19 protein-coding genes are annotated in these 18,762 nt (G+C 71.1%); 9 read left to right on the top strand and 10 right to left on the bottom strand.

Annotated features, from left to right (window positions below):
- Positions 1-60 precede the first annotated feature (60 nt).
- The 3 genes from gndA to O7629_RS08545 form a co-directional block, all read right to left on the bottom strand.
- Positions 61-1,494 carry an NADP-dependent phosphogluconate dehydrogenase gene (gndA, locus tag O7629_RS08555; RefSeq protein WP_278168515.1) on the bottom strand — a complete coding sequence of 478 codons (1,434 nt, stop codon included), beginning with the start codon at positions 1,492-1,494 and terminating at the stop codon, positions 61-63.
- Between the two features lie 235 nt (positions 1,495-1,729).
- Positions 1,730-2,347, bottom strand: coding sequence for a class F sortase (locus O7629_RS08550; RefSeq protein WP_278168514.1), 618 nt, complete (start codon positions 2,345-2,347; stop codon positions 1,730-1,732).
- A gap of 28 nt (positions 2,348-2,375) precedes the next feature.
- Positions 2,376-2,873 carry a hypothetical protein gene (locus O7629_RS08545; RefSeq protein ID WP_278168512.1) on the bottom strand — a complete coding sequence of 166 codons (498 nt, stop codon included), beginning with the start codon at positions 2,871-2,873 and terminating at the stop codon, positions 2,376-2,378.
- 54 nt (positions 2,874-2,927) lie between these two features.
- Here O7629_RS08545 and trmB point away from each other — a divergent pair, with 54 nt between their 5' ends.
- Complete coding sequence (trmB, locus tag O7629_RS08540; protein WP_278168510.1) at positions 2,928-3,656, top strand: tRNA (guanosine(46)-N7)-methyltransferase TrmB; 729 nt, start codon at positions 2,928-2,930, stop codon at positions 3,654-3,656.
- A gap of 53 nt (positions 3,657-3,709) precedes the next feature.
- Positions 3,710-6,229 (top strand): DEAD/DEAH box helicase, encoded by a 2,520-nt coding sequence (locus O7629_RS08535; protein WP_278168509.1) that lies wholly within the window; start codon positions 3,710-3,712, stop codon positions 6,227-6,229.
- On the opposite strand, the gene O7629_RS08530 is transcribed toward O7629_RS08535, so the two are convergent.
- The gene (locus O7629_RS08530; protein WP_278168507.1) at positions 6,220-6,687 is read right to left on the bottom strand and encodes a hypothetical protein; all 468 of its coding nucleotides are present in this window, start codon (positions 6,685-6,687) and stop codon (positions 6,220-6,222) included. The two genes, O7629_RS08535 and O7629_RS08530, sit on opposite strands and share 10 nt — an antisense overlap.
- A gap of 125 nt (positions 6,688-6,812) precedes the next feature.
- Here O7629_RS08530 and O7629_RS08525 point away from each other — a divergent pair, with 125 nt between their 5' ends.
- Together O7629_RS08525 and O7629_RS08520 are read left to right on the top strand one after the other, a co-directional pair.
- Complete coding sequence (locus O7629_RS08525) at positions 6,813-7,598, top strand: helix-turn-helix transcriptional regulator (RefSeq protein WP_278168506.1); 786 nt, start codon at positions 6,813-6,815, stop codon at positions 7,596-7,598.
- Positions 7,589-7,789, top strand: coding sequence for a DUF397 domain-containing protein (locus O7629_RS08520; RefSeq protein WP_278168505.1), 201 nt, complete (start codon positions 7,589-7,591; stop codon positions 7,787-7,789). Before O7629_RS08525 ends, O7629_RS08520 begins: the two co-directional genes overlap by 10 nt.
- A 187-nt stretch (positions 7,790-7,976) precedes the next feature.
- Here O7629_RS08520 and O7629_RS08515 read toward each other — a convergent pair whose 3' ends face one another.
- Together O7629_RS08515 and O7629_RS08510 are read right to left on the bottom strand one after the other, a co-directional pair.
- Positions 7,977-8,297 carry a hypothetical protein gene (locus O7629_RS08515; RefSeq protein WP_278168504.1) on the bottom strand — a complete coding sequence of 107 codons (321 nt, stop codon included), beginning with the start codon at positions 8,295-8,297 and terminating at the stop codon, positions 7,977-7,979.
- Between the two features lie 40 nt (positions 8,298-8,337).
- Positions 8,338-9,183 carry an alpha/beta hydrolase gene (locus O7629_RS08510; RefSeq protein ID WP_278168503.1) on the bottom strand — a complete coding sequence of 282 codons (846 nt, stop codon included), beginning with the start codon at positions 9,181-9,183 and terminating at the stop codon, positions 8,338-8,340.
- Between the two features lie 288 nt (positions 9,184-9,471).
- Here O7629_RS08510 and O7629_RS08505 point away from each other — a divergent pair, with 288 nt between their 5' ends.
- A complete protein-coding gene (locus tag O7629_RS08505) occupies positions 9,472-10,077 on the top strand; it encodes a hypothetical protein (protein ID WP_278174456.1) in 606 nt (201 codons plus the stop codon).
- Between the two features lie 82 nt (positions 10,078-10,159).
- On the top strand, positions 10,160-11,005 hold the full coding sequence (locus tag O7629_RS08500; RefSeq protein ID WP_278168501.1) for an RluA family pseudouridine synthase: 846 nt from the start codon (positions 10,160-10,162) through the stop codon (positions 11,003-11,005).
- Positions 11,006-11,094: 89 nt separating this feature from the next.
- On the opposite strand, the gene O7629_RS08495 is transcribed toward O7629_RS08500, so the two are convergent.
- The 3 genes from O7629_RS08495 to O7629_RS08485 all read right to left on the bottom strand — a co-directional run bounded on the left by O7629_RS08495 (position 11,095) and on the right by O7629_RS08485 (position 13,091).
- Positions 11,095-11,856: an SDR family NAD(P)-dependent oxidoreductase gene (locus tag O7629_RS08495; protein ID WP_278168499.1), complete on the bottom strand. Its 762-nt coding sequence runs from the start codon at positions 11,854-11,856 to the stop codon at positions 11,095-11,097.
- A gap of 265 nt (positions 11,857-12,121) precedes the next feature.
- The gene (locus tag O7629_RS08490) at positions 12,122-12,313 is read right to left on the bottom strand and encodes a DUF397 domain-containing protein (protein ID WP_278168498.1); all 192 of its coding nucleotides are present in this window, start codon (positions 12,311-12,313) and stop codon (positions 12,122-12,124) included.
- Positions 12,273-13,091, bottom strand: a complete 819-nt coding sequence (locus tag O7629_RS08485; RefSeq protein ID WP_278168496.1) for a helix-turn-helix transcriptional regulator — start codon at positions 13,089-13,091, stop codon at positions 12,273-12,275. The genes O7629_RS08490 and O7629_RS08485 overlap by 41 nt, the downstream gene beginning before the upstream one ends.
- A gap of 157 nt (positions 13,092-13,248) precedes the next feature.
- Here O7629_RS08485 and O7629_RS08480 point away from each other — a divergent pair, with 157 nt between their 5' ends.
- A complete protein-coding gene (locus tag O7629_RS08480) occupies positions 13,249-13,674 on the top strand; it encodes a hypothetical protein (protein WP_278168495.1) in 426 nt (141 codons plus the stop codon).
- Between the two features lie 119 nt (positions 13,675-13,793).
- Here O7629_RS08480 and O7629_RS08475 read toward each other — a convergent pair whose 3' ends face one another.
- Positions 13,794-14,339, bottom strand: coding sequence for a hypothetical protein (locus O7629_RS08475; protein WP_278168494.1), 546 nt, complete (start codon positions 14,337-14,339; stop codon positions 13,794-13,796).
- Positions 14,340-14,546: 207 nt separating this feature from the next.
- On the opposite strand from O7629_RS08475, the gene O7629_RS08470 reads away from it, so the two are divergent.
- Both O7629_RS08470 and hrpA read left to right on the top strand, forming a co-directional pair.
- Positions 14,547-14,792 carry a hypothetical protein gene (locus O7629_RS08470; protein ID WP_278168493.1) on the top strand — a complete coding sequence of 82 codons (246 nt, stop codon included), beginning with the start codon at positions 14,547-14,549 and terminating at the stop codon, positions 14,790-14,792.
- Positions 14,758-18,732, top strand: coding sequence for an ATP-dependent RNA helicase HrpA (hrpA, locus tag O7629_RS08465; protein WP_278168492.1), 3,975 nt, complete (start codon positions 14,758-14,760; stop codon positions 18,730-18,732). Before O7629_RS08470 ends, hrpA begins: the two co-directional genes overlap by 35 nt.
- Positions 18,733-18,762 lie beyond the last annotated feature (30 nt).

Genomic DNA, 18,762 nt, shown 5'->3' with positions numbered 1-18,762 from the left:
CTGCCGGTCGCCGTGGCTGACGGGGTACGCCAGCCACGGCGACCGTACGGCCGGGTCGGGTCAGCGAGACTCGACCTGGCTGCGGTCGTCGGCCCACAGCACGTGGAAGCTGCCCTCGGCGTCGACCCGGCGGTAGGTGTGCGCGCCGAAGAAGTCCCGCTGCCCCTGGATCAGGGCGGCCGGCAGCCGGGGCGCGCGCAGCCCGTCGTAGTAGGCCAGCGCGGAGGCGAACCCGGGAGCCGGCACCCCAATCTGCGCGGCGGTCGCCACCACCCGACGCCAGCCCAGCTGGGCACCGGCCAGCGCCTCGGCGAAGTACCCGTCGGTCAGCAGCGTCGGCAGCTGCGGCGCCGCGTCGTAGGCCGCCCGGATCTTGTCCAGGAACGCGGCCCGGATGATGCAGCCGCCGCGCCAGATCCGAGCCACCGCGCCCAGATCGATGTCCCAGTCGTACTCGGCGCTGCCGGCCTGGATCTGGTGGAAGCCCTGCGCGTACGCGACGATCTTCGACGCGTACAGCGCCTGCTCGACGTCGGCGATCAGCTCGTCGGCCGACCCGGCCCAGCTCTCCACCGGACCCGGCAGGTCGGCGGCGGCGGCCCGGATGTCGGCGTGGCCGGACAGCGACCGGGCGAAGACCGCCTCGGAGATGCCGCTCACCGGCACCCCGAGGTCGAGGGCACCCTGCACGGTCCACCGGCCGGTGCCCTTCTGGCCGGCCTGGTCCAGCACGACGTCAACGAACGGCTTGCCGGTGACGGCGTCGTTGTGGCCGAGCACCTCGGCGGTGATCTCGATCAGGTACGAGGAGAGCCGACCGGAGTTCCAGCTGCGGAACACGTCGGCGATCTGTGCCGGGGTGAGCCCGCCAGCGCGGCGCAGCAGGTCGTACGCCTCACCGATGAGCTGCATGTCGGCGTACTCGATGCCGTTGTGGACCATCTTGACGAAGTGGCCGGCACCGTCCGGGCCGATCCGCACGCAGCACGGCGTGCCGTCGACCTTGGCCGAGATGTCCTCCAGCAGCGGACCGAGCGCGGCGTACGACTCGGCCGAACCGCCGGGCATGATGCTCGGCCCGTGCAGGGCGCCCTCCTCGCCGCCGGAGACGCCGGTGCCGACGAAGTGCAGGCCGCGTTCCCGCAGCTCCGCCTCCCGCCGGCGGGTGTCCAGGAAGTGGGCGTTGCCGCCATCGATGATCATGTCGTCCGGCTCCAGCAGGGGCGCGAACTCGTTGATCACCGCGTCGGTGGCGGCCCCCGCGTTGACCATGATCACCACGCGGCGGGGCCGTTCCAACGAGGCCACGAAATCGGCCGGGCTCTCCGCCGGCAGGAAGGTGCCCTCGTGGCCGAACTCGGCCATCATCTCCTTGGTCCGGCCGACCGACCGGTTGTGGACCGCCACCACATGGCCGTGCCGCGCGAGGTTACGGGCCAGGTTACGGCCCATCACCCCCAGACCGGTGACCCCGATCTGCGCCGTCTGGCTCATGAATCCTCCTCGGTGCTGCTGGGTGTGCTGGCTATCTTTCCGCCTTCCGGATGGCGGGACACTCCGGGGCGGCCGGCGGTGGTGGAGGCTCGTCCGCACGGGCCGCCCCGGAGTGGGACCGCAGCGGGCACGACCAGAGGTACGGCGTCCGTCCGGCAACGGTTCACCTGCCGACCCGCAGGCAGCTGTCACAGGCCCGGCTGACGCCTCAGCTGTCACAGGCCCGGCTGACGCCTCAGCTGTCCCTGGTCTGCACCAGGGAGGCGAACACCACGATGTTGTCCGCGTACCCGATGCCGTCGCCGAGCCACTCGCCACCGCAGGTGATCAGCCGCAGGCCGGGCCGGGCGTAGTCGCCGTACACCTGCTCGATCGGCAACTCGTCCTTGCCGAAGTGCTCGACCGAGTTGACCTCGAAGACGGCCACCACCCGGTCCCGCCGGGTCACCTCGACGGTCGCCCCCGGCTCGATGTCGGCCAGATCATGGAAGACCGACGGCCCGTCCCGGGTGTCGGCATGCCCGACGATGATCGCCGGCCCGAACTGACCGGGAGTCGGCCCTCCGTCGTACCAGCCGGCCTGGTTGTGCCGGTGCAGCGCCGGTACGGCGATCGACCCGTCGTCGGCGAGCCCGACCGAGTGCACCGGAGCGCGGATGTCGAGCGACGGGACGGCGATCCGGATCGGCCGGCTCGGCTCCAGCACCGGGAACTCCCGGGGCGGCGGATTGTTGCCGCCGGCCAGGATGTCCCGCCAGTTGCCGTCGCCGCCGGACCCGATCGCGAAGAGCCCGAACAGCACCAGCACGATCGCGGCCGGACCGGTCCAGCCTCGGCCACCACCCTTCGCCACGGCCCGTCCCCTCCCCCGCCGCGCCTGGTCAGGCCGACCGGCGCCGACGCAGGGTCAGTACGCCGAGCACCGCACCGGCGGCCAGAGCGATCACGCCGACCCCGGTCAGCAGGCCGCCGGCACCGTCGTCACCGGCGGTGCCACCGAAGCCGGTGGCCGGGCCACGACTGGGCCGGGTCGGATCCAGCACGTACAGCGTGGTGGCCGCCGACCGGTCGTCCGGGCAGGTCAACCGCACCCGGTAGCTGCCTGCCTCCGTCTCGGCCGGCACGGTCACCGCCGCGGTGAGCTCCTCGAACTGCGGCCGCACCTCGACCGTGCCGAACGCGTCGGACTCGACGGTGGCCGGCGCGGTGTTGTCGGTACAGCTGGCCCGGATGCCCACCAGGTAACCGGACTCCACCGTGCTCGGATTGAGATCGACGAACACGTCGGCGGCCCGGGCCGGGGCCGCGCCAAGCAGCCCGGCGACGACCGCGAGGGTCACGCCGAGCCCTGCGGTGGCCAGTGAACGGCGTACGGACATCGGTCACCATCCTCTCCGCGACGCTGCCGGGATCCTCTCACCACGCAGCCCTGGATGACACCCCGGACACGCTCGGTATCGGAGATAGGCTGTCGCCACGTGAGCATCCGCACCTACCACCCGCGCCGGGGACGGCTCAGCGGCCGACACCATGACGCGCTCGACCGGCTGTCCGACGCGTACCGGACGGTCGTCGCCGAACTGCCGGCGCCGCTGGACCCAGCGGCGTTGTTCGGTCGGACGGCGCCGGTGGTACTCGACATCGGTTTCGGCATGGGCGACGCCACCGCGACGATGGCGGCGGCCGACCGTGACCGCGACTACCTGGCCGTCGAGGTGCACACCCCGGGCATCGCGAACCTGCTGGCGCTGATCGAACAGCACGCGCTGACCAACGTCCGGGTCGCCACCGGCGACGCCCTCGACCTGGCCCGCCGCTGCCTGCCGGAACGCAGCCTGGACGCGGTGTACGCGTTCTTCCCCGACCCGTGGCCGAAGGCCCGCCACCACAAGCGCCGACTGGTGCGGCCCGAGCACGTGGCGCTGCTGCGCTCCCGGCTGCGGCCCGGTGGGCGGCTGCACTGCGCCACCGACTGGGCACCGTACGCCGAGGCGATGCTGGCGACGCTGACCGCTGACCCGCAGCTGCGCAACCTGCACGACGGGTACGCGCCCCGGCCGGCGTACCGGCCGGAGACGAAGTTCGAACGGCGTGGGGTCCGCGCCGGCCGACCTGCGCTGGACCTGATCTTCGAACGCGTCATGGGTACGCCCGACGGCTGACGGGCGTCACCCACGTTGGCGGCCGCCGGCGGCGGCAGGCAGGATTGACCGACATGACGCAGACCGCCCCGACCCTGACCGACCTGCTGCCGCGCGGCGCGGACCCGGACGCCGTCTACGAGGCGTTCGCCGGCTGGGCGGCCGGCCGTGGGCTGGGGCTGTACCCGCACCAGGACGAGGCGCTGATCGAGATCGTCTCCGGGGCGAACGTCATCCTGAACACCCCGACCGGCTCCGGCAAGAGCCTGGTCGCCACCGGCGCGCACTTCGCGGCCCTGGCCGACGACCGGGTCACCTTCTACACCGCGCCGATCAAGGCGCTGGTGTCGGAGAAGTTCTTCGCGCTCTGCGAGATCTTCGGCGCGTCCGAGGTGGGGATGCTCACCGGTGACGCCAGCGTCAACGCCGACGCGCCGATCATCTGCTGCACCGCCGAGATCCTGGCCAACCTGGCGTTACGCGACGGTTCTGCGGCCGACGTCGGCCAGGTGGTGATGGACGAGTTCCACTTCTACGCCGAGCCGGACCGGGGCTGGGCGTGGCAGGTACCGCTGATCGAGCTGCCGCAGGCCCAGTTCGTGCTGATGTCGGCGACGCTCGGTGACGTGACCCGGTTCGTCGACGACCTGACCCGGCGGACCGGGCGGGCCACCGCCGTGGTCTCCTCGGCGCAGCGGCCGGTGCCGCTGATGTTCACCTACGCGACGACGCCACTGCACGAGACCCTCGAAGAGCTGCTCAGCACCCACCAGGCCCCGGTGTACGTGGTCCACTTCACCCAGGCGGCGGCACTGGAACGAGCCCAGGCGCTGATGAGCATCAACGTCTGCACCCGGGCGGAGAAGGACGCGATCGCCGCGGCGATCGGCAACTTCCGGTTCTCCTCCGGCTTCGGGCGCACCCTGTCCCGGCTGGTCCGCCACGGCATCGGGGTGCACCACGCCGGCATGCTGCCCAAGTACCGCCGACTGGTGGAGACCCTGGCCCAGGCCGGGCTGCTCAAGGTCATCTGCGGCACCGACACCCTCGGCGTCGGGATCAACGTGCCGATCCGCACGGTGCTGTTCACCGGCCTGTCCAAGTACGACGGGGTACGCACCAGGCTGCTCAAGGCCCGCGAGTTCCACCAGATCGCCGGGCGGGCCGGCCGGGCCGGATTCGACACCCTCGGCACCGTCGTCGTTCAGGCCCCGGAGCACGTCATCGAGAACGAGAAGGCGCTCGCCAAGGCCGGTGACGACCCGAAGAAGCGGCGCAAGGTGGTCCGCAAGAAGCCGCCGGAGGGGTCGATCGGCTGGGGCAAACCCACCTTCGAACGGCTGGTCGAGGCCGAGCCGGAGCCGTTGACCTCCAGCTTCCGGGTCAGCCACGCGATGCTGCTCAACGTGATCAGCCGACCCGGCGACGCGTTCGCCGCGATGCGGCATCTGCTGACCGACAACCACGAGGACCGGGCGGCGCAGCGCCGGCACATCCGCCGGGCGATCGCCATCTACCGGGCGCTACGCGCCGGCGGGGTGGTCGAGCAGCTGCCCGAGCCGGACGCCGAGGGCCGACGGGTCCGGCTCACCGTGGACCTGCAACTCGACTTCGCGCTCAACCAGCCGCTGTCGCCGTTCGCGCTGGCCGCGATCGAACTGCTCGACGTGGAGTCGCCGACGTACCCGCTCGACGTGCTGTCGATCATCGAGGCGACGTTGGACGACCCCCGGCAGATCCTCTCCGCGCAGCAGCACAAGGCGCGCGGCGAGGCGGTCGCGCAGATGAAGGCCGACGGCATCGAGTACGAGGCCCGCCTGGAACTGCTCGACGAGGTCACCCACCCGAAGCCGCTGGCCGAGCTGCTGGAGATGGCGTACGAGACGTACCGGCAGGGGCATCCGTGGGTGGCCGACTACGAGCTGGCGCCCAAGTCGGTGGTCCGCGACCTGTACGAGCGGGCGATGACCTTCGTCGAGTACGTCAATTTCTACGGACTGTCCCGGTCGGAAGGTCTGGTGCTGCGGTACCTGGCCGACGCGTACCGGGCGCTGCGCCAGACGGTGCCCGACGACGCCAAGACCGAGGAGCTGATCGACCTCATCGAGTGGCTGGGTGAGCTGGTCCGCCAGGTCGACTCCAGCCTGATCGACGAATGGGAGCGGCTGCGCAACCCGACCGACGACCCCGAGGCCGCGGTGGTCGCCGACGACCGGCCGCCGGCGGTCACCGGCAACCCCCGGGCGTTCCGGGTGCTGGTCCGCAACGCGCTGTTCCGCCGGGTGGAGCTGGCCGCATTGCGCCGCTACGACGAGCTCGGCGAGCTGGACGCCGACTCCGGCTGGGACGCCGACGCCTGGGCCGACGCGCTGGAGCCGTACTTCGACGAGTACGACGAGATCGGCACCGGGCCGGACGCGCGTGGGCCGGCGCTGCTGCTGATCACGCAGGAGCGGGAGCGTTGGCTGGTCCGGCAGATCTTCGCCGACCCGGCCGAGGACCACGACTGGGGGATCAGCGCCGAGGTGGACCTCGCCGCCTCGGACGAGGCGGGCAGCGCGGTGCTGCACGTCACCGCCGTCGGTCAGCTCTGACCGTCGACGTCCGCCCCCGCCACGGCTGAGGCGTCCGGCTCCGACGCCCCGGCAGGACCGGCGGGACCGGCGGAGTCCGCCTCCGGCAGGTGGCTGTCCGGCCACAGCCCCGCGTACTCCAGGACGGACCTCACCCGCCGGGCCCGGACCGGGTCCCAGCGGTCCAGGACGGCGATCGCCTTGGTGAACGGTTCGCACATCGCGACGCCGCCGCACACCCGGCATTCGCCGACCCGGCTCGGCAGGTGGGTGGTGACGATGTCGCGGGCCCGGAGCACGACCGACTCGGTCGTGCTCCGGCGCGCCAGCGGCGAGCGGTTCGGGTTCGGCCCGGCCAGTCGGCCGCGCGGCGGCGTACCGATCGAGGTGTACCGGGCCAAGCGCGGCGTTCCGCCGATGCCGTCGTTTCGCATTTCGCGTTCCTCCTGGATGGATCCGTCGCCCTGATCGGGCCTCATCTGCTTCCACCCTGGACTGTTCGGGCCGACCAGCGGAAGATAGTCGGCGACCGAGCGTAGCTGTCCGATGACTGGCACAAGATCGGGTAGACCAGTCGCGGCAAATTGAGGGATGTGAAGGTATTGTGAGCGGGAGCGAATATCTGGTAGGCGAACTGCGGCGCGTCCGTGAAATGCTCGGCCTCACCCAGGAAGCGTGGGGCGAACGCATCCACTTCTCGACGTCGCACGTCGGCTCGATAGAACGCGGCGAACGACCCGCGCTGCCCGACTATCTGGGTGCGGTGGACCGGGCATTCGGCACCGCCTTCGTGAAATTCTATCGCGAATTCGTCGTCGGCGAACACGCCCCGGTCTGGTACCGGCCGTTCATCGAGCAGGAGGGCAAGGCGACGCTCATCCGGGTCTTCCAACCCCTCGCGCTGCCCGGACTGCTGCAGACCGAGGCGTACGCCCGAGCGGTGCTGCTCGCGTACGGCGAGCGCGGCGAGGCGATGGACGTCGCGTTGGCTACCCGGCTCGGCCGTAAAGAGATCCTCTACCGGCAGCCCGACTCCTGCCAGCTCGTCGCGGTCATCGACGAGAGCGTCCTGCACCGGCGGGTCGGCGACCCGTGCGTGATGCACGAACAGTTGACGGCGATCGTCGCCGCCTGCGAGCAGCCGAACATCCGGGTCCAGGTGGTGCCGGCCGACGCCGGGGCGTACCCCGGGCTGGACGGACCGTTCGTCATCGCCACCGTCGACGGCAGATCCGTCGGCTACCTGGAGGGGTACCTGCAGGGCCGGGTGATCGAAAATCCGGACGACGCGACCAGCCTTGAACGCACCTGGGAGAGCATCCGCGACTACGCTCTATCTGGCCCGCAGAGCCTAGAACTGATCATGAGGACGGCTGAGAGATGGATGTAAGCACCGCGCCCCGGTGGCACAAGAGCACGCACAGCGACAGCACAAGCTGCGTGGAGGTCGCCGAGAACCTGCCTGGGCGGGTGCTGGTCCGGGACACCAAGGACCGCGACGGCGGCACCCTGACCTTCGCACCGGCCGCCTGGTCGGCCTTCCTCGACCTGGCGACGGCCGACCGGACGGACGCACGTTAGCGGTGCTGCGCCGTGGCGCGCTGCGCCGCGACCAGAGCTGAGTGATCACTTGCGCAAAATTCGGCCGACACGCCGGTAGCCGCCCTGCAGCACGTCAAGTGATCATGACGGTGACCTCACTGGGCACGCCCGGCGATCGGGACGTACGCCTCGGCGGCAAGGACGACGTCGGCCGGGCCCAGTGAGGTCACCAGCAACCCCCGATCGTCCGACACACCTCGGCGACGGTGAACCGGTCACTTCCGCCGCCGACACCGAAGAACTCCTCGTGCTGCCCGTCGCCCAGGATCTCCACGTACCACGCGCCCGGCTTCGTCCACAGTCGCACCGTTCGGCCGTCACCCAGGTCGACGGTGTCGGCGAGGGCATAGCTGGCAGGCGGCTGCCAGGGCCCGGCCGGCACCGACTCCTCGTGCGGCACCAGGCTGACGACCACAGCCAGCGCCAGCGCGACACCGACCAGGCCGACAACGGTACGGACGTTGCCCCGGATCGCCGTGCCGTCCATCTGTCGATACTGTCATCCGGCACTGTCTGGTGAAGACTCGTCAGGACCGGCCCTCGGCACCGGCCGTCTCGGCCAGGAACGGGAGCATGAGCGCGACCACCTGGTCGGGGAACTGGGTGTGCGGGTAGTGCCCGGCTCCGTCGATCATCGCCACCGTGCCCAGGCCGGCGGGCAGCGCCGCGAGGATCGCCTCGCCCTCGGCACGCGGGTCGGCCCAGTCGGGGTCCAGCGTCCCTTCGATGATCAGTACGGGGCAGCGGACGTTGCCCAGCTGCGCACCGGCGTCGGCCGGGCTGGACTGGCCCATCTTCTGCAGCACCTTCATCCGGCCGGGCTCGCGCAGGCGGGCCTCGGTCCTAGCCAGCTGCTCGGCCCAGTCGGCGGGCCGTTGCCCGGGGAAGGCGACGTCGAGGTAGCGCAGCCACTGCCTGACGCTGCCGAACACGCCGGCGCCCAGCAGCCGGGTCATGCCCTGCCGGTACCGCTTGACGCGCAGGTCACCGAGGCTGATCGACTGTTTGCGGGTGAACGGCGCGAGCTCGACCACGGCGGTGATCAGCTCGGGTGCGGTGGCGGCGGCGATGGTGGCCGCCCCGCCGGAGATCGAGTGCCCGACCAGCACGGCCGGACCGCCCAGGTGCCGGATCAGCGCGACCAGGTCACCGGCGATGTCGGTACGGGAGTACGCCGGCCAGCCGACGCTGGACTCGCCGGTGCCCCGCAGGTCTGTGGCGGCGACCCGGTAGCCGGCTGCGACCAGCTGCGGGACGACGAACCGGTACGCCGTACGGCTCTCACCCATGCCGGGCGCGAGGACCACGAGCGGGCCGTCGCCGGTGACCTCGTAGGCGATACGCCCACCGTCGAGGGACAGGTACGCGGTCATCACGACCTCCAGACCGAGAGCTAATGCTTGTAGCGATTAAGCTAACGGTGTTAGCTATGACTGTCAACCGAAGCACGTCCCACACGGTGCCGCACCGGGGCCACTCGGCAGCCCACCCAGTCGGCGCAGCGTGATCAAAGACTGGGCGCAGCGTCACTTCTCGATTAGAATGGGTGTACTAATCCGGCTCCTGACCTGGGAAGGAACGCCGTGATCGCACCCCCTCCTGCCACCGCTTCGACCCCCACCGCAGCACCGACCACCCCCGCCCCGGTCCCGTACGCGACTCTGCTCGGTTTCACCCGTTATGTCGGGCAGTCCGGGCCGGCCAAGGCGACCTTCGTCGGCGGGCTGCGCCGGCAGCGGGTCAGCCGCTCCGGGTTCAACCCGCACGGGCAGCTGGTCAAGGCGCTCAAGGCCGACATCCGGTTCCGCACCGGCGGCAGCCACCTGGCCGCCGTGGTCGGTCAGGTCGCCCAGCGCTGGCAGCCGCTGTACGCCACCCTCGTCCCGGGTGCCCAGCGCTACCTGGAGTCGCTGGGAGACCTGAGCCAGGTGGAGCTGGCGCAGACCCACGACGCGCTCGGCATGGTCGGCAACCTCCCCGTGAAGATCAACCCACACTTCGGCCTGCGGTACGCCGACGGGCACGCCGAAGCGGTCCGGATCCACTTCGACGACCAGCCACCCAGCCCCGACGCGTACACCGCGACCCTGCACCTGATGGCCCGGCACATGGACCAGGTGCTGCCGCACGCCGAGCCGGTCCTGGTCGACCTGCGGCGCGGCACCACCTTCCGCCGCCCGGACGTCACCTCCCGCCCCGACCAGGTGGAGCGGTGGTTGGCCGGTGAGGCCGCCGCGTTCACCGCCATCTGGTCCACCGCCGGCTGAGCCGTCCGGCGCATCGCCTCTTGATGCGAGCACAGGGTGCGCCGGGGATACGCCGCCACGCGCGGCGTATCCTCGGCCACCGGTGAACCTGTGGACCGAACTTCGCGCCGGTGCCGTCCTGTTCGAGGACGACACCGCCCTGGTGCTGAACAAGCCGCCCGGTGTCGCGGTGATGGGCGAACGGCACGGCACTGACCTGGCCCGCCTCGCCGAGGAGGCCGGTGAGCCGGTCTTCCCGGTGCACCGCATCGACAAGAACACCTCCGGGGCGATCCTGTTCGCCAAACAGCTGCGCCACCACGGCGACCTGACCCGGCAGTTCAACCGCCGTACCGTGGAAAAGGTCTATCTGGCCGTGGTGTCGGCCGCCGCCGCCGATGCCGATGCCGCTCGCGCGCCGCTGCCTGACGTCGGCGTCGTCGACCTGCCGCTGAGCGTGGGCCGCAAGAACCGGGTCCGGGTCGCCGGCAACCGCGCCGACATCGGCTTCGACGCCACCACCGCGCGCTGGTCACTCGCCGCCGGGGCCGAGTTCGACCACGTCAAGAGCTATCCGTCACAGAGCCGGATCACCGCCGTCACCGCCGGGTCCGACGGGGGCACCACCGGATCCGGTACGGCGGCAGCCGACGCCACGCACCGGCTGCTCGCCGTCGCGCCGCTGACCGGCCGCCGGCATCAGATCCGGGTGCACCTGGCCTGGATCGGGCACCCGATCGTCGGTGACCCACTGTTCGACCGCACCGCCGCCGCCAGCGGGGTACGGACCTACCTGCACGCCTGGCGACTCGGCTTCGACACCACAGCCGGCAAGCGGGTCGACGTGACAGCGCCGCCGGACCCCGACTTCTGGCAGCCGGTGTCCGGCGGCGCACCTGCCCGGACCGAGCTGGACCGGGCGTACCAGCGGTTGCACGGGTCCGGCTGACCTGGCGGACATCCGCGCCCCGCTGACCCGGCGGCGCGTCCGGTGGCTGCGGCAAGCCGTCGGGTGGGGCGCTGCCTCCGGCTGGCGGGTCAGCTGGTCCAGCCGCCGTCCGAGGTGATGACGGCGCCGTTGACGTTGATCGCCTCGTCGCTGCCGAGCCAGGCGACCAGGGTCGCGATCTCGTCCGGCGCGGCGGTGCGGGTCACGTGGCCGGCGAAGGACTTCGACAGTCGCTCGTACGCCCATTCGACCTTCGGTTGGGCGCTGCGGCCGATGTTCGTCTCCACTCCGCCGGGGCAGACAGCGTTGGTCCGGATGCCGTCCGCGCCGTACAGGAACGCCGTCGAACGGGTCAGGCCGATCAGGCCGTGCTTGGACGCCACGTACGCGGATCCGGCGACCGAACCGGTCAGCCCGCCGATCGAGGCGATGTTGACGATCGCTCCCTTGCCGGCCACCTTCATCAGCGGGAGCACGGCCCGGGTCAGCCGCATCGGGCCGGTCAGGTTGACCGCGAGCACCCGGTCCCAGGTGGCGTCGTCCAGCTCGGTCACCGGCAGGAAGAAGTCCATCACGCCGGCCACGTTGGCCAGCAGGTCGATCCGGTCGCCGGGCAGCCGGGTGACCAGTTCGTCGATGTCGGCCTGTACGGTCACGTCTGCGGTGACCAGGTCGGCGGTGTGTCCGGCGGCGGCAAGCTGCTTGCCGGTGCCGTCCAGCCCGTCGGTGTCGACGTCGCAGCCGACCACCGTTGCTCCCTCTGCGGCCAGCCGCAGCGCCACCGCCCGGCCGATGCCGGATCCGGCGCCGGTGACCAGCGCGACCTTACCCGCGTACCGCTGCTCGGTCATGGGTTCCACCTCCTGTGGCGGCGCGGTCCGGACCGGTCGCCCGGACCCGCCCACGTCCACCCTTTCCCGGTGGTATCCCGGGCAGCCAGGCCCAAGGTCACGACCTTTCGGGCCGACCGGATCAGCCCCGACCTTCGGAACGTTGATCCACGTGGTCGAGGGAACCGTCATTGTCGTCAAACCGGCCCGGAGACAACCATGTGGGTGCCCTCGACCGTGGCCACTCGACGCAGGCTCGCGCTGCCACGACCACCGCCAAGATCAGCTAGGTGGGGCGCTTGGCCGAGGCGACGAAGCGGGACCAGGCCGACGGGGCGAAGGTCAACGTCCCGCCGGCGCGGTCCTTGCTGTCCCGGACCAGGACCCGGCCGGGCAGGTTGTCGGCGACCTCGACACAGGCGCCGCCGTTGCTGCTGCTACGGGTGGACGTGCGCCACACCGGCTCGCTCATGCTCATCGATCACTCTCAGGATCAGGTCACGGGACTGGTCACAGGGCAGTGCCCGCGCACAGAGCATCTCCCAGGCGAGCACCAGATGCCGGAGCTTGTCGGCGGTCTCGCAGACCCGCCCCGCCATCTGGTCGTCAATGTACGCCGCCGTTGCGCCGTCCGGCAGGGTCGCCAACACGAACGCACCGGCCAGTCCCGGATGCAGCCCGGCGGAGAACGGCAGGACGCGCACGTGCACGGTCTGCCGGTGGCCGATGTCGACCAGATGCTCCAGCTGGTCCTTCATCAGCGCCGACGGACCGACCCGCAGCGCCGCCTCGCCGATGATCGCGGTCAACGGCACCGGGTACGGGTTCACCCGCTCCAGCGCCGCCGTCTGCCGCTCCAGCCGCTCCCGGGTCATCTCCTCGATCTGCACCTCGGTGTGCGTGCCGGCGGAGATGACCTCCCGGGCGTACGCCTCGGTCTGCAGCAGCCCCGGGATGAGCGAGTGCTCGAACCAGCGCAGCTGCACCGCCCGGGACTCGTTCAGCTTCCACGGGCGCATCCACGGAGCGACGGCCTCGCCGCGCGCCTGCTCGGCCAACCGGCGCAACTCGTCGCCGGTGCCGAGCACCCGGTCCAGGCTGACCGCCAGGTCGTCGGGCGGCAGCGACCGGCCCGTCTCGTAGTGGCCGATCTGCGATCCGGTCACGTGCACCTGTGAGCCGAGTGCGTCCTGCGACAACCCTTTCTCGGTCCGCCGCAACCGCAGAATATGCCGAAATTCATTCACGTTCGCCATCTGTTCCCCCACGCCGGTGAAGTAGTGACCCTACTACCGCCACACATCTTCCTGGCCGGACGACGGATAGTCCAGGATGGAAGTCAGACCCGGAGGGAATGACCGGCAAGCGTTCCCTCCGGGGCACCCGAATCGCACTCTCCACGTAGGGGGAACAGTGCCCAGGAACGACGGAATCGGCGGGACGCCCCGGCTCGCCCGGTACACCTCGATCGGTACGCCACGCAATGTCGACCCGACCCCGAACCGACCTCCGCTGCCGAAGCGGACCCCCGGGCAGATCGACCCGGACCGTGACTGGCCGTTCCAGCTCAACGGCGCTCAGCCACGCTCCGCCGCACTTGAGGCTGCGATCCGGCAGGCCAACGAAACGGCCCGTACCCACATCCCGAACCGGACCACCGGCGAGTGCCACCGGTGCGGCGGGGTGGTCGCGCCGTGCCGGCCGTCGCTACGGGCGCTCGCCATCCTGGACCGGTGGGACCCGAGTTCCGCGCGACGGGTCCGGGCGGTGCTGCAACTCTCCGGCCTGATGCCGGCCGACGTAGACCGCGACCAGAGTGACGACGCGAATGACGAGTGAACCGCCGTCCGTAGACGCCCCGGGGCCGCTCCGACCAGTAGCGTCAGTGACATGTCTGGCACGTCCACTTGCCAGAGGACAGGGGTACCCGTTCTCACCCGTCCAGTGGATCGCGGCGGTCAGTGCCGCCCCGGATGCCCGGTATGTCCTCGTCTGGGCCCGAACCGCTGCGCCGGATCGGCACGCAACGTCGGTCGGGCCAGGGTGGGAGTCAGCAGGAACTCGTACCCGGCGTCATCGGAACCCTCGGCGTGGTCGTGCCCTCGGACCTCGGTGGCGTACCAGCCAGGTGGCACTGTCACCCGGTGGTGTCTCGGATGGCCTGGCATCCAGTCGGTGAGATAGCCGACGCCACAGAGCAGCAGCGAGCCGGTCACCGTTCCCAGGACCCAGCCCGGCGAGGAGAACGCAGCCGCAGGCCACGGTGGATGATCTGCGACATGCCGCACCAGTACGGTGTAGTACCCAGCGGCCACGCCCATCAGCGGTATCGCGATGCCTTCCCGGACGACCGCGTCGCCGGCATCGGTTGTGGTGAACAGCTCCAGCAGGTCGCGACCCGCGCTGTCGGCACCGATGTGTTGGTCGAGACGCACCGGGTCGAGCAACACGAACCCATCAGCCTCGGGGAAGCAACCGGTGAGGTGGACGGCCGGAAACGCCATGGTCCTGACGCTACCGGCAGCTGCGCAGGGGTCGGTGACCCGCAGGCCCGGCAGGCGATGGTCGGCTAGACAGGCGATGACAGCGCGTCGGGGATCGCGCCGAGACTCGCCGGAAGGCTTGAAGCCACCCCACCTGCTTTGGGTTCGAGCGACGGACGCCGGAGCTCTGGACCGCCGCTGCGAGTCCGGGCGCAGAGCGAGGTCCCCGTGAAGACGCTCTCCGACAACCCACACCTGGATCACCTGCGGCAACAGGCCAAGGATCTGCTGGCCGGGCTGCGTGAGGCTGACCCGTCGGTGACCCTGGCCGACGCGTACGACGCTGGAGAGGCTGCTGGACGCGGTGGCCTGCACCCCGGACAGGTGGCCGGAAACCCAGGCGACCGGCAGCGGGACGGCGGGTATCGTGGTCAACGCCATGAACCCGCCCTCCCCTGCGCCAACCCCCGCTGACCTACTGAAACTCCTCCCCGAGTTGACTTTTCGCGACGAGCGGCGGCTGCAGCGGCGCCTCGACGGGGTGCGCAAGGTCCGCGATCCGCAGGCCCGGCAGGCGGCGCTGGACGAGATCGCGACAGCGGTCGCGTCGGCCCAGCAGGCGGTGCAGCGGCGGCGGGACGCGGTGCCGCGGGTCAGCTACCCCGCCGGGCTGCCGGTCAGCGAACGCGCCGCCGACATCGCGGCGGCGATCCGCGACCACCAGGTGGTGATCGTGGCCGGCGAGACCGGCTCGGGCAAGACCACCCAGATCCCGAAGATCTGCCTGGAGCTGGGTCGTGGCGTACGCGGGCTGATCGGGCACACCCAGCCGCGCCGGCTCGCTGCCCGTACCGTCGCCGACCGGATCGCCGACGAGCTCGGCACCACCCTCGGCGACGTGGTCGGCTACAAGGTCCGGTTCACCGACCAGGTCGGCGGCCAGACCCTGGTGAAGCTGATGACCGACGGCATTCTGCTGGCCGAGCTGCAGCACGACAAGATGCTGCGCCAGTACGACACGTTGATCATCGACGAGGCGCACGAACGCAGCCTGAACATCGATTTCATCCTCGGCTACCTCAAGCAGCTGCTGCCCCGCCGACCCGACCTGAAAGTGGTCATCACGTCGGCGACGATCGACCCGCAGCGCTTCGCCGACCATTTCAGCGAGCCGGGCCGGCCACCGGTGCCGGTGGTCGAGGTGTCCGGGCGTACCTATCCGGTGGAGGTGCGCTACCGGCCGCTGCTGCGCGAGACCGCCGACCCGGACGACCCCGACGCCACACCGGGCACCGTCACCCTCGACCAGGTCGACGGGATCGGCGCGGCGGTCGAGGAGCTGGCCGGCGAAGGCCCCGGGGACATCCTGGTCTTCCTCAGCGGTGAACGGGAGATCCGCGACGCCGCCGACGCGTTGGGCAAGCTGGTCGCCGACCGGCCCCGGCTGCGCGATACGGAGATTCTGCCGCTGTACGCCCGGCTGTCCGCCGCCGAGCAGCACCGGATCTTCCAGCCGCATCCGGGCCGGCGGGTGGTGCTGGCGACCAACGTCGCCGAGACGTCGCTGACCGTGCCGGGCATCAAGTACGTGATCGACCCGGGTACGGCGCGGATCTCCCGCTACAGCAACCGGCTCAAGGTGCAGCGGCTGCCGATCGAACCGGTGTCGCAGGCGTCGGCCAACCAGCGTAAGGGCCGCTGCGGGCGCACCTCCGACGGTATCTGCATCCGGCTGTACGACGAGGCCGACTTCGAGTCGAGACCGGAGTTCACCGACCCGGAGATCCTGCGGACCAACCTGGCCTCGGTGATCCTGCAGATGACGTCGATCGGGCTGGGCGACATCGCCGCGTTCCCGTTCGTCGAGCCGCCGGACCGCCGGCAGATCACCGACGGCGTCGCGCTGCTGCACGAGCTGGGCGCGATCGAGCCACCGTCGCCGGGTCTGCCGCCCCGGCTGACCCAGGTGGGTCGGCGGCTGGCGCAGCTGCCAGTGGATCCCCGGCTGGGCCGGATGGTCCTCGCGGCCGAGGGCAACGGCTGCGTCGACGAGGTCGCGGTGATCGCCGCCGCGCTGTCCATCCAGGACCCCCGGGAGCGGCCGGCGGAGCAGAAACCCCAGGCCGACCAGGCACACGCCCGGTTCGCCGATCCGGAGTCGGATTTCGTCGCACTGCTCAACCTGTGGCGCTACCTGCGTGAGCAGCAGCGGGAACGCTCCGGCAGCGCGTTCCGGCGGATGTGCCGGGCCGAGTTCCTCAACTACCTGCGGGTCCGCGAATGGCAGGACATCCACAGCCAGATCCGGCAGGTACTGCGCGGGATGAACGTACCGGTCGACCGGGGCGGTGAGCCGGCCGCGCCGACCGCCGTACACCAGTCACTGCTGGCCGGCCTGCTGTCGCACGTCGGGGTCAAGGACCCGGCCAAGCCGGAGTACCTGGGCGCCCGGGGAGCCAAGTTCGCGATCTTCCCCGGCTCGGCGCTGGCCCGCCGACCGCCCCGCTGGGTGATGGCCGCCGAACTGGTCGAGACGTCCCGGCTGTGGGCGCGCACGGTCGCCAAGGTCGAACCGGAGTGGGTCGAGGCGCTCGCCGGCCACCTGGTAAAACGCTCGTACAGCGAGCCGCACTGGGAGAAGAAACAGGCGGCGGTGATGGCCTACGAGAAGGTCACCCTGTACGGCGTACCGCTGGCCGCCGGGCGCAAGGTCACCTTCGGCCGGGTCGATCCGGCGCTGAGCCGGGAGCTGTTCATCCGGCATGCCCTCGTCGAGGGTGACTGGCACACGCCGCACCGGTTCTTCCACGACAACCGGGGGTTGCTCGACGAGATCGGCGAGCTGGAGGAACGGGTCCGCCGCCGGGACATCGTCGTCGACGACGAGACCCTGTTCGAGTTCTACGACCAGCGGCTGCCCGCCGAGGTGGTCTCCGGCCGGCACTTCGACAGCTGGTGGAAGAAGGCCCGCCGGGACCGGCCCGACCTGCTCACCTTCGACCGGGACATGCTGGTCAACCAGGGCAAGGGCCGCATCGACCCGGCGGACTTCCCCGACGAGTGGCACTCCGACGGGATGGCCCTGCCGCTGACGTACCGCTTCGAGCCCGGCGCCGGGACCGACGGGGTGACCGTCGACGTGCCGTTGGCGATGCTAAACCAGGTGTCCGACGACAGCTTCGACTGGCACGTACCCGGGCTGCGCGAGGAGCTGGTCGTGGCCCTGATCCGGTCGCTGCCGAAGCAGCTGCGCCGCAACTTCGTGCCGGTGCCGGACTTCGCCCGCGCGGTGCTGGCCGCCATCACCCCCGGCGCGGAGCCGCTGCTGGAGGCGCTGGGCCGGGAGCTGCGCCGGCTGACCGGGGTGATGGTGCCGCACGACGCCTGGGACCTGGCCAAGGTGCCGCCGCACCTGCGGGTCACCTTCCGGGTGGTCGACGAGAACGACAAGCCGCTGGCCGAGGGGAAGGACCTGGCCGCGCTGCGCCGCGAGCTGACCACCGAGGTACGCAAGGTGGTGGCGGCCGCCGCGCCGGACGTGGAGCGGCGCGGGCTGCGCGAGTGGACCATCGGCGCGCTGCCGCGCAGTGTCGAGCAGGACCGGGTCGGCTACCGGGTCACCGCGTACCCGGGTCTGGTCGACGAGGGGGCGAGCGTCGCGGTCCGGGTGTTCGACAGCGCCGCCGTGCGGGACCGGTCGATGTGGGCCGGCACCCGGCGGCTGCTGCTGCTCACCCTGCCGTCCCCGGCGAAGTTCGTCTCCGGCCGGTTGTCCAACCAGGACAAGCTGGCGTTGAGCCGCAACCCGTACCGCAACGTCGTCGAGCTGCTGGACGACTGCGCCGGGGCGGCGGTGGACCTGCTGATGACGCAGGCGGGCGGCCCGGCCTGGGACGCCGACGGTTTCGCCGCGCTGCGCGAGCAGGTTCGCGCCGGGCTGGTCGACGTCACGGTCGAGATCGTGTCCCGGGTACGCCAGGTGCTGGCGGCGGCGTACGCGGTGCAGCAGCGGCTCGGCCGTACCACCGATCTCGCGCTGGTGGCGGCGCTCAGCGACGTCCGCGAGCAGCTCGCCGCCCTGGTCTACCCGGGGTTCGTGACCGCCACCGGGTACGCCCGGCTGGCGGACCTGCCGCGCTATCTGACCGCGATCGAACGCCGGTTGGAGAAGCTGCCGCAGAATCCGCGCCGGGACCGCGACCAGCAGGCCAGGATCGACACGGTACGCCGGGAGTACCAGCAGATGCTCGACGGGTTGCCGCCGGCCCGGCACAACACCGAAGCCGCCCGGCGGATCCGCTGGATGATCGAGGAGTTGCGGGTGAACGTGTTCGCCCAGGCGCTGGGTACCCCGTACCCGGTGTCGGAGCAGCGGATCTACCGAGCGATGGACGAGGCCGAGCAGGCCGAGTGAGCCGGTCGGTCCCGCCGCCGGCCGGGTCGG

Origin of the sequence: Solwaraspora sp. WMMD792 (assembly GCF_029626105.1) — a bacterium.
In the GTDB taxonomy this organism is placed as follows: domain Bacteria; phylum Actinomycetota; class Actinomycetes; order Mycobacteriales; family Micromonosporaceae; genus Micromonospora_E.
Note: the sequence above shows the minus strand (reverse complement) of the source record. Positions and strands in the feature narration are given on the sequence as shown.

What these genes read in the sequence shown, in the direction of transcription:
- O7629_RS08485 (WP_278168496.1), bottom strand. Translation starts at nt 13,091, where the DNA reads ATGGCGAACGTGAATGAATTTCGGCATATTCTGCGGTTGCGGCGGACC.
- O7629_RS08530 (WP_278168507.1), bottom strand. Translation starts at nt 6,687, where the DNA reads ATGAGGCCCGATCAGGGCGACGGATCCATCCAGGAGGAACGCGAAATG.
- hrpA (WP_278168492.1), top strand. Translation starts at nt 14,758, where the DNA reads ATGAACCCGCCCTCCCCTGCGCCAACCCCCGCTGACCTACTGAAACTC.
- trmB (WP_278168510.1), top strand. Translation starts at nt 2,928, where the DNA reads ATGACACCCCGGACACGCTCGGTATCGGAGATAGGCTGTCGCCACGTG.
- O7629_RS08535 (WP_278168509.1), top strand. Translation starts at nt 3,710, where the DNA reads ATGACGCAGACCGCCCCGACCCTGACCGACCTGCTGCCGCGCGGCGCG.
- O7629_RS08475 (WP_278168494.1), bottom strand. Translation starts at nt 14,339, where the DNA reads ATGGCGTTTCCGGCCGTCCACCTCACCGGTTGCTTCCCCGAGGCTGAT.
- O7629_RS08520 (WP_278168505.1), top strand. Translation starts at nt 7,589, where the DNA reads ATGGATGTAAGCACCGCGCCCCGGTGGCACAAGAGCACGCACAGCGAC.
- O7629_RS08490 (WP_278168498.1), bottom strand. Translation starts at nt 12,313, where the DNA reads ATGAGCATGAGCGAGCCGGTGTGGCGCACGTCCACCCGTAGCAGCAGC.
- O7629_RS08545 (WP_278168512.1), bottom strand. Translation starts at nt 2,873, where the DNA reads ATGTCCGTACGCCGTTCACTGGCCACCGCAGGGCTCGGCGTGACCCTC.
- gndA (WP_278168515.1), bottom strand. Translation starts at nt 1,494, where the DNA reads ATGAGCCAGACGGCGCAGATCGGGGTCACCGGTCTGGGGGTGATGGGC.
- O7629_RS08515 (WP_278168504.1), bottom strand. Translation starts at nt 8,297, where the DNA reads ATGGACGGCACGGCGATCCGGGGCAACGTCCGTACCGTTGTCGGCCTG.
- O7629_RS08495 (WP_278168499.1), bottom strand. Translation starts at nt 11,856, where the DNA reads ATGACCGAGCAGCGGTACGCGGGTAAGGTCGCGCTGGTCACCGGCGCC.
- O7629_RS08510 (WP_278168503.1), bottom strand. Translation starts at nt 9,183, where the DNA reads ATGACCGCGTACCTGTCCCTCGACGGTGGGCGTATCGCCTACGAGGTC.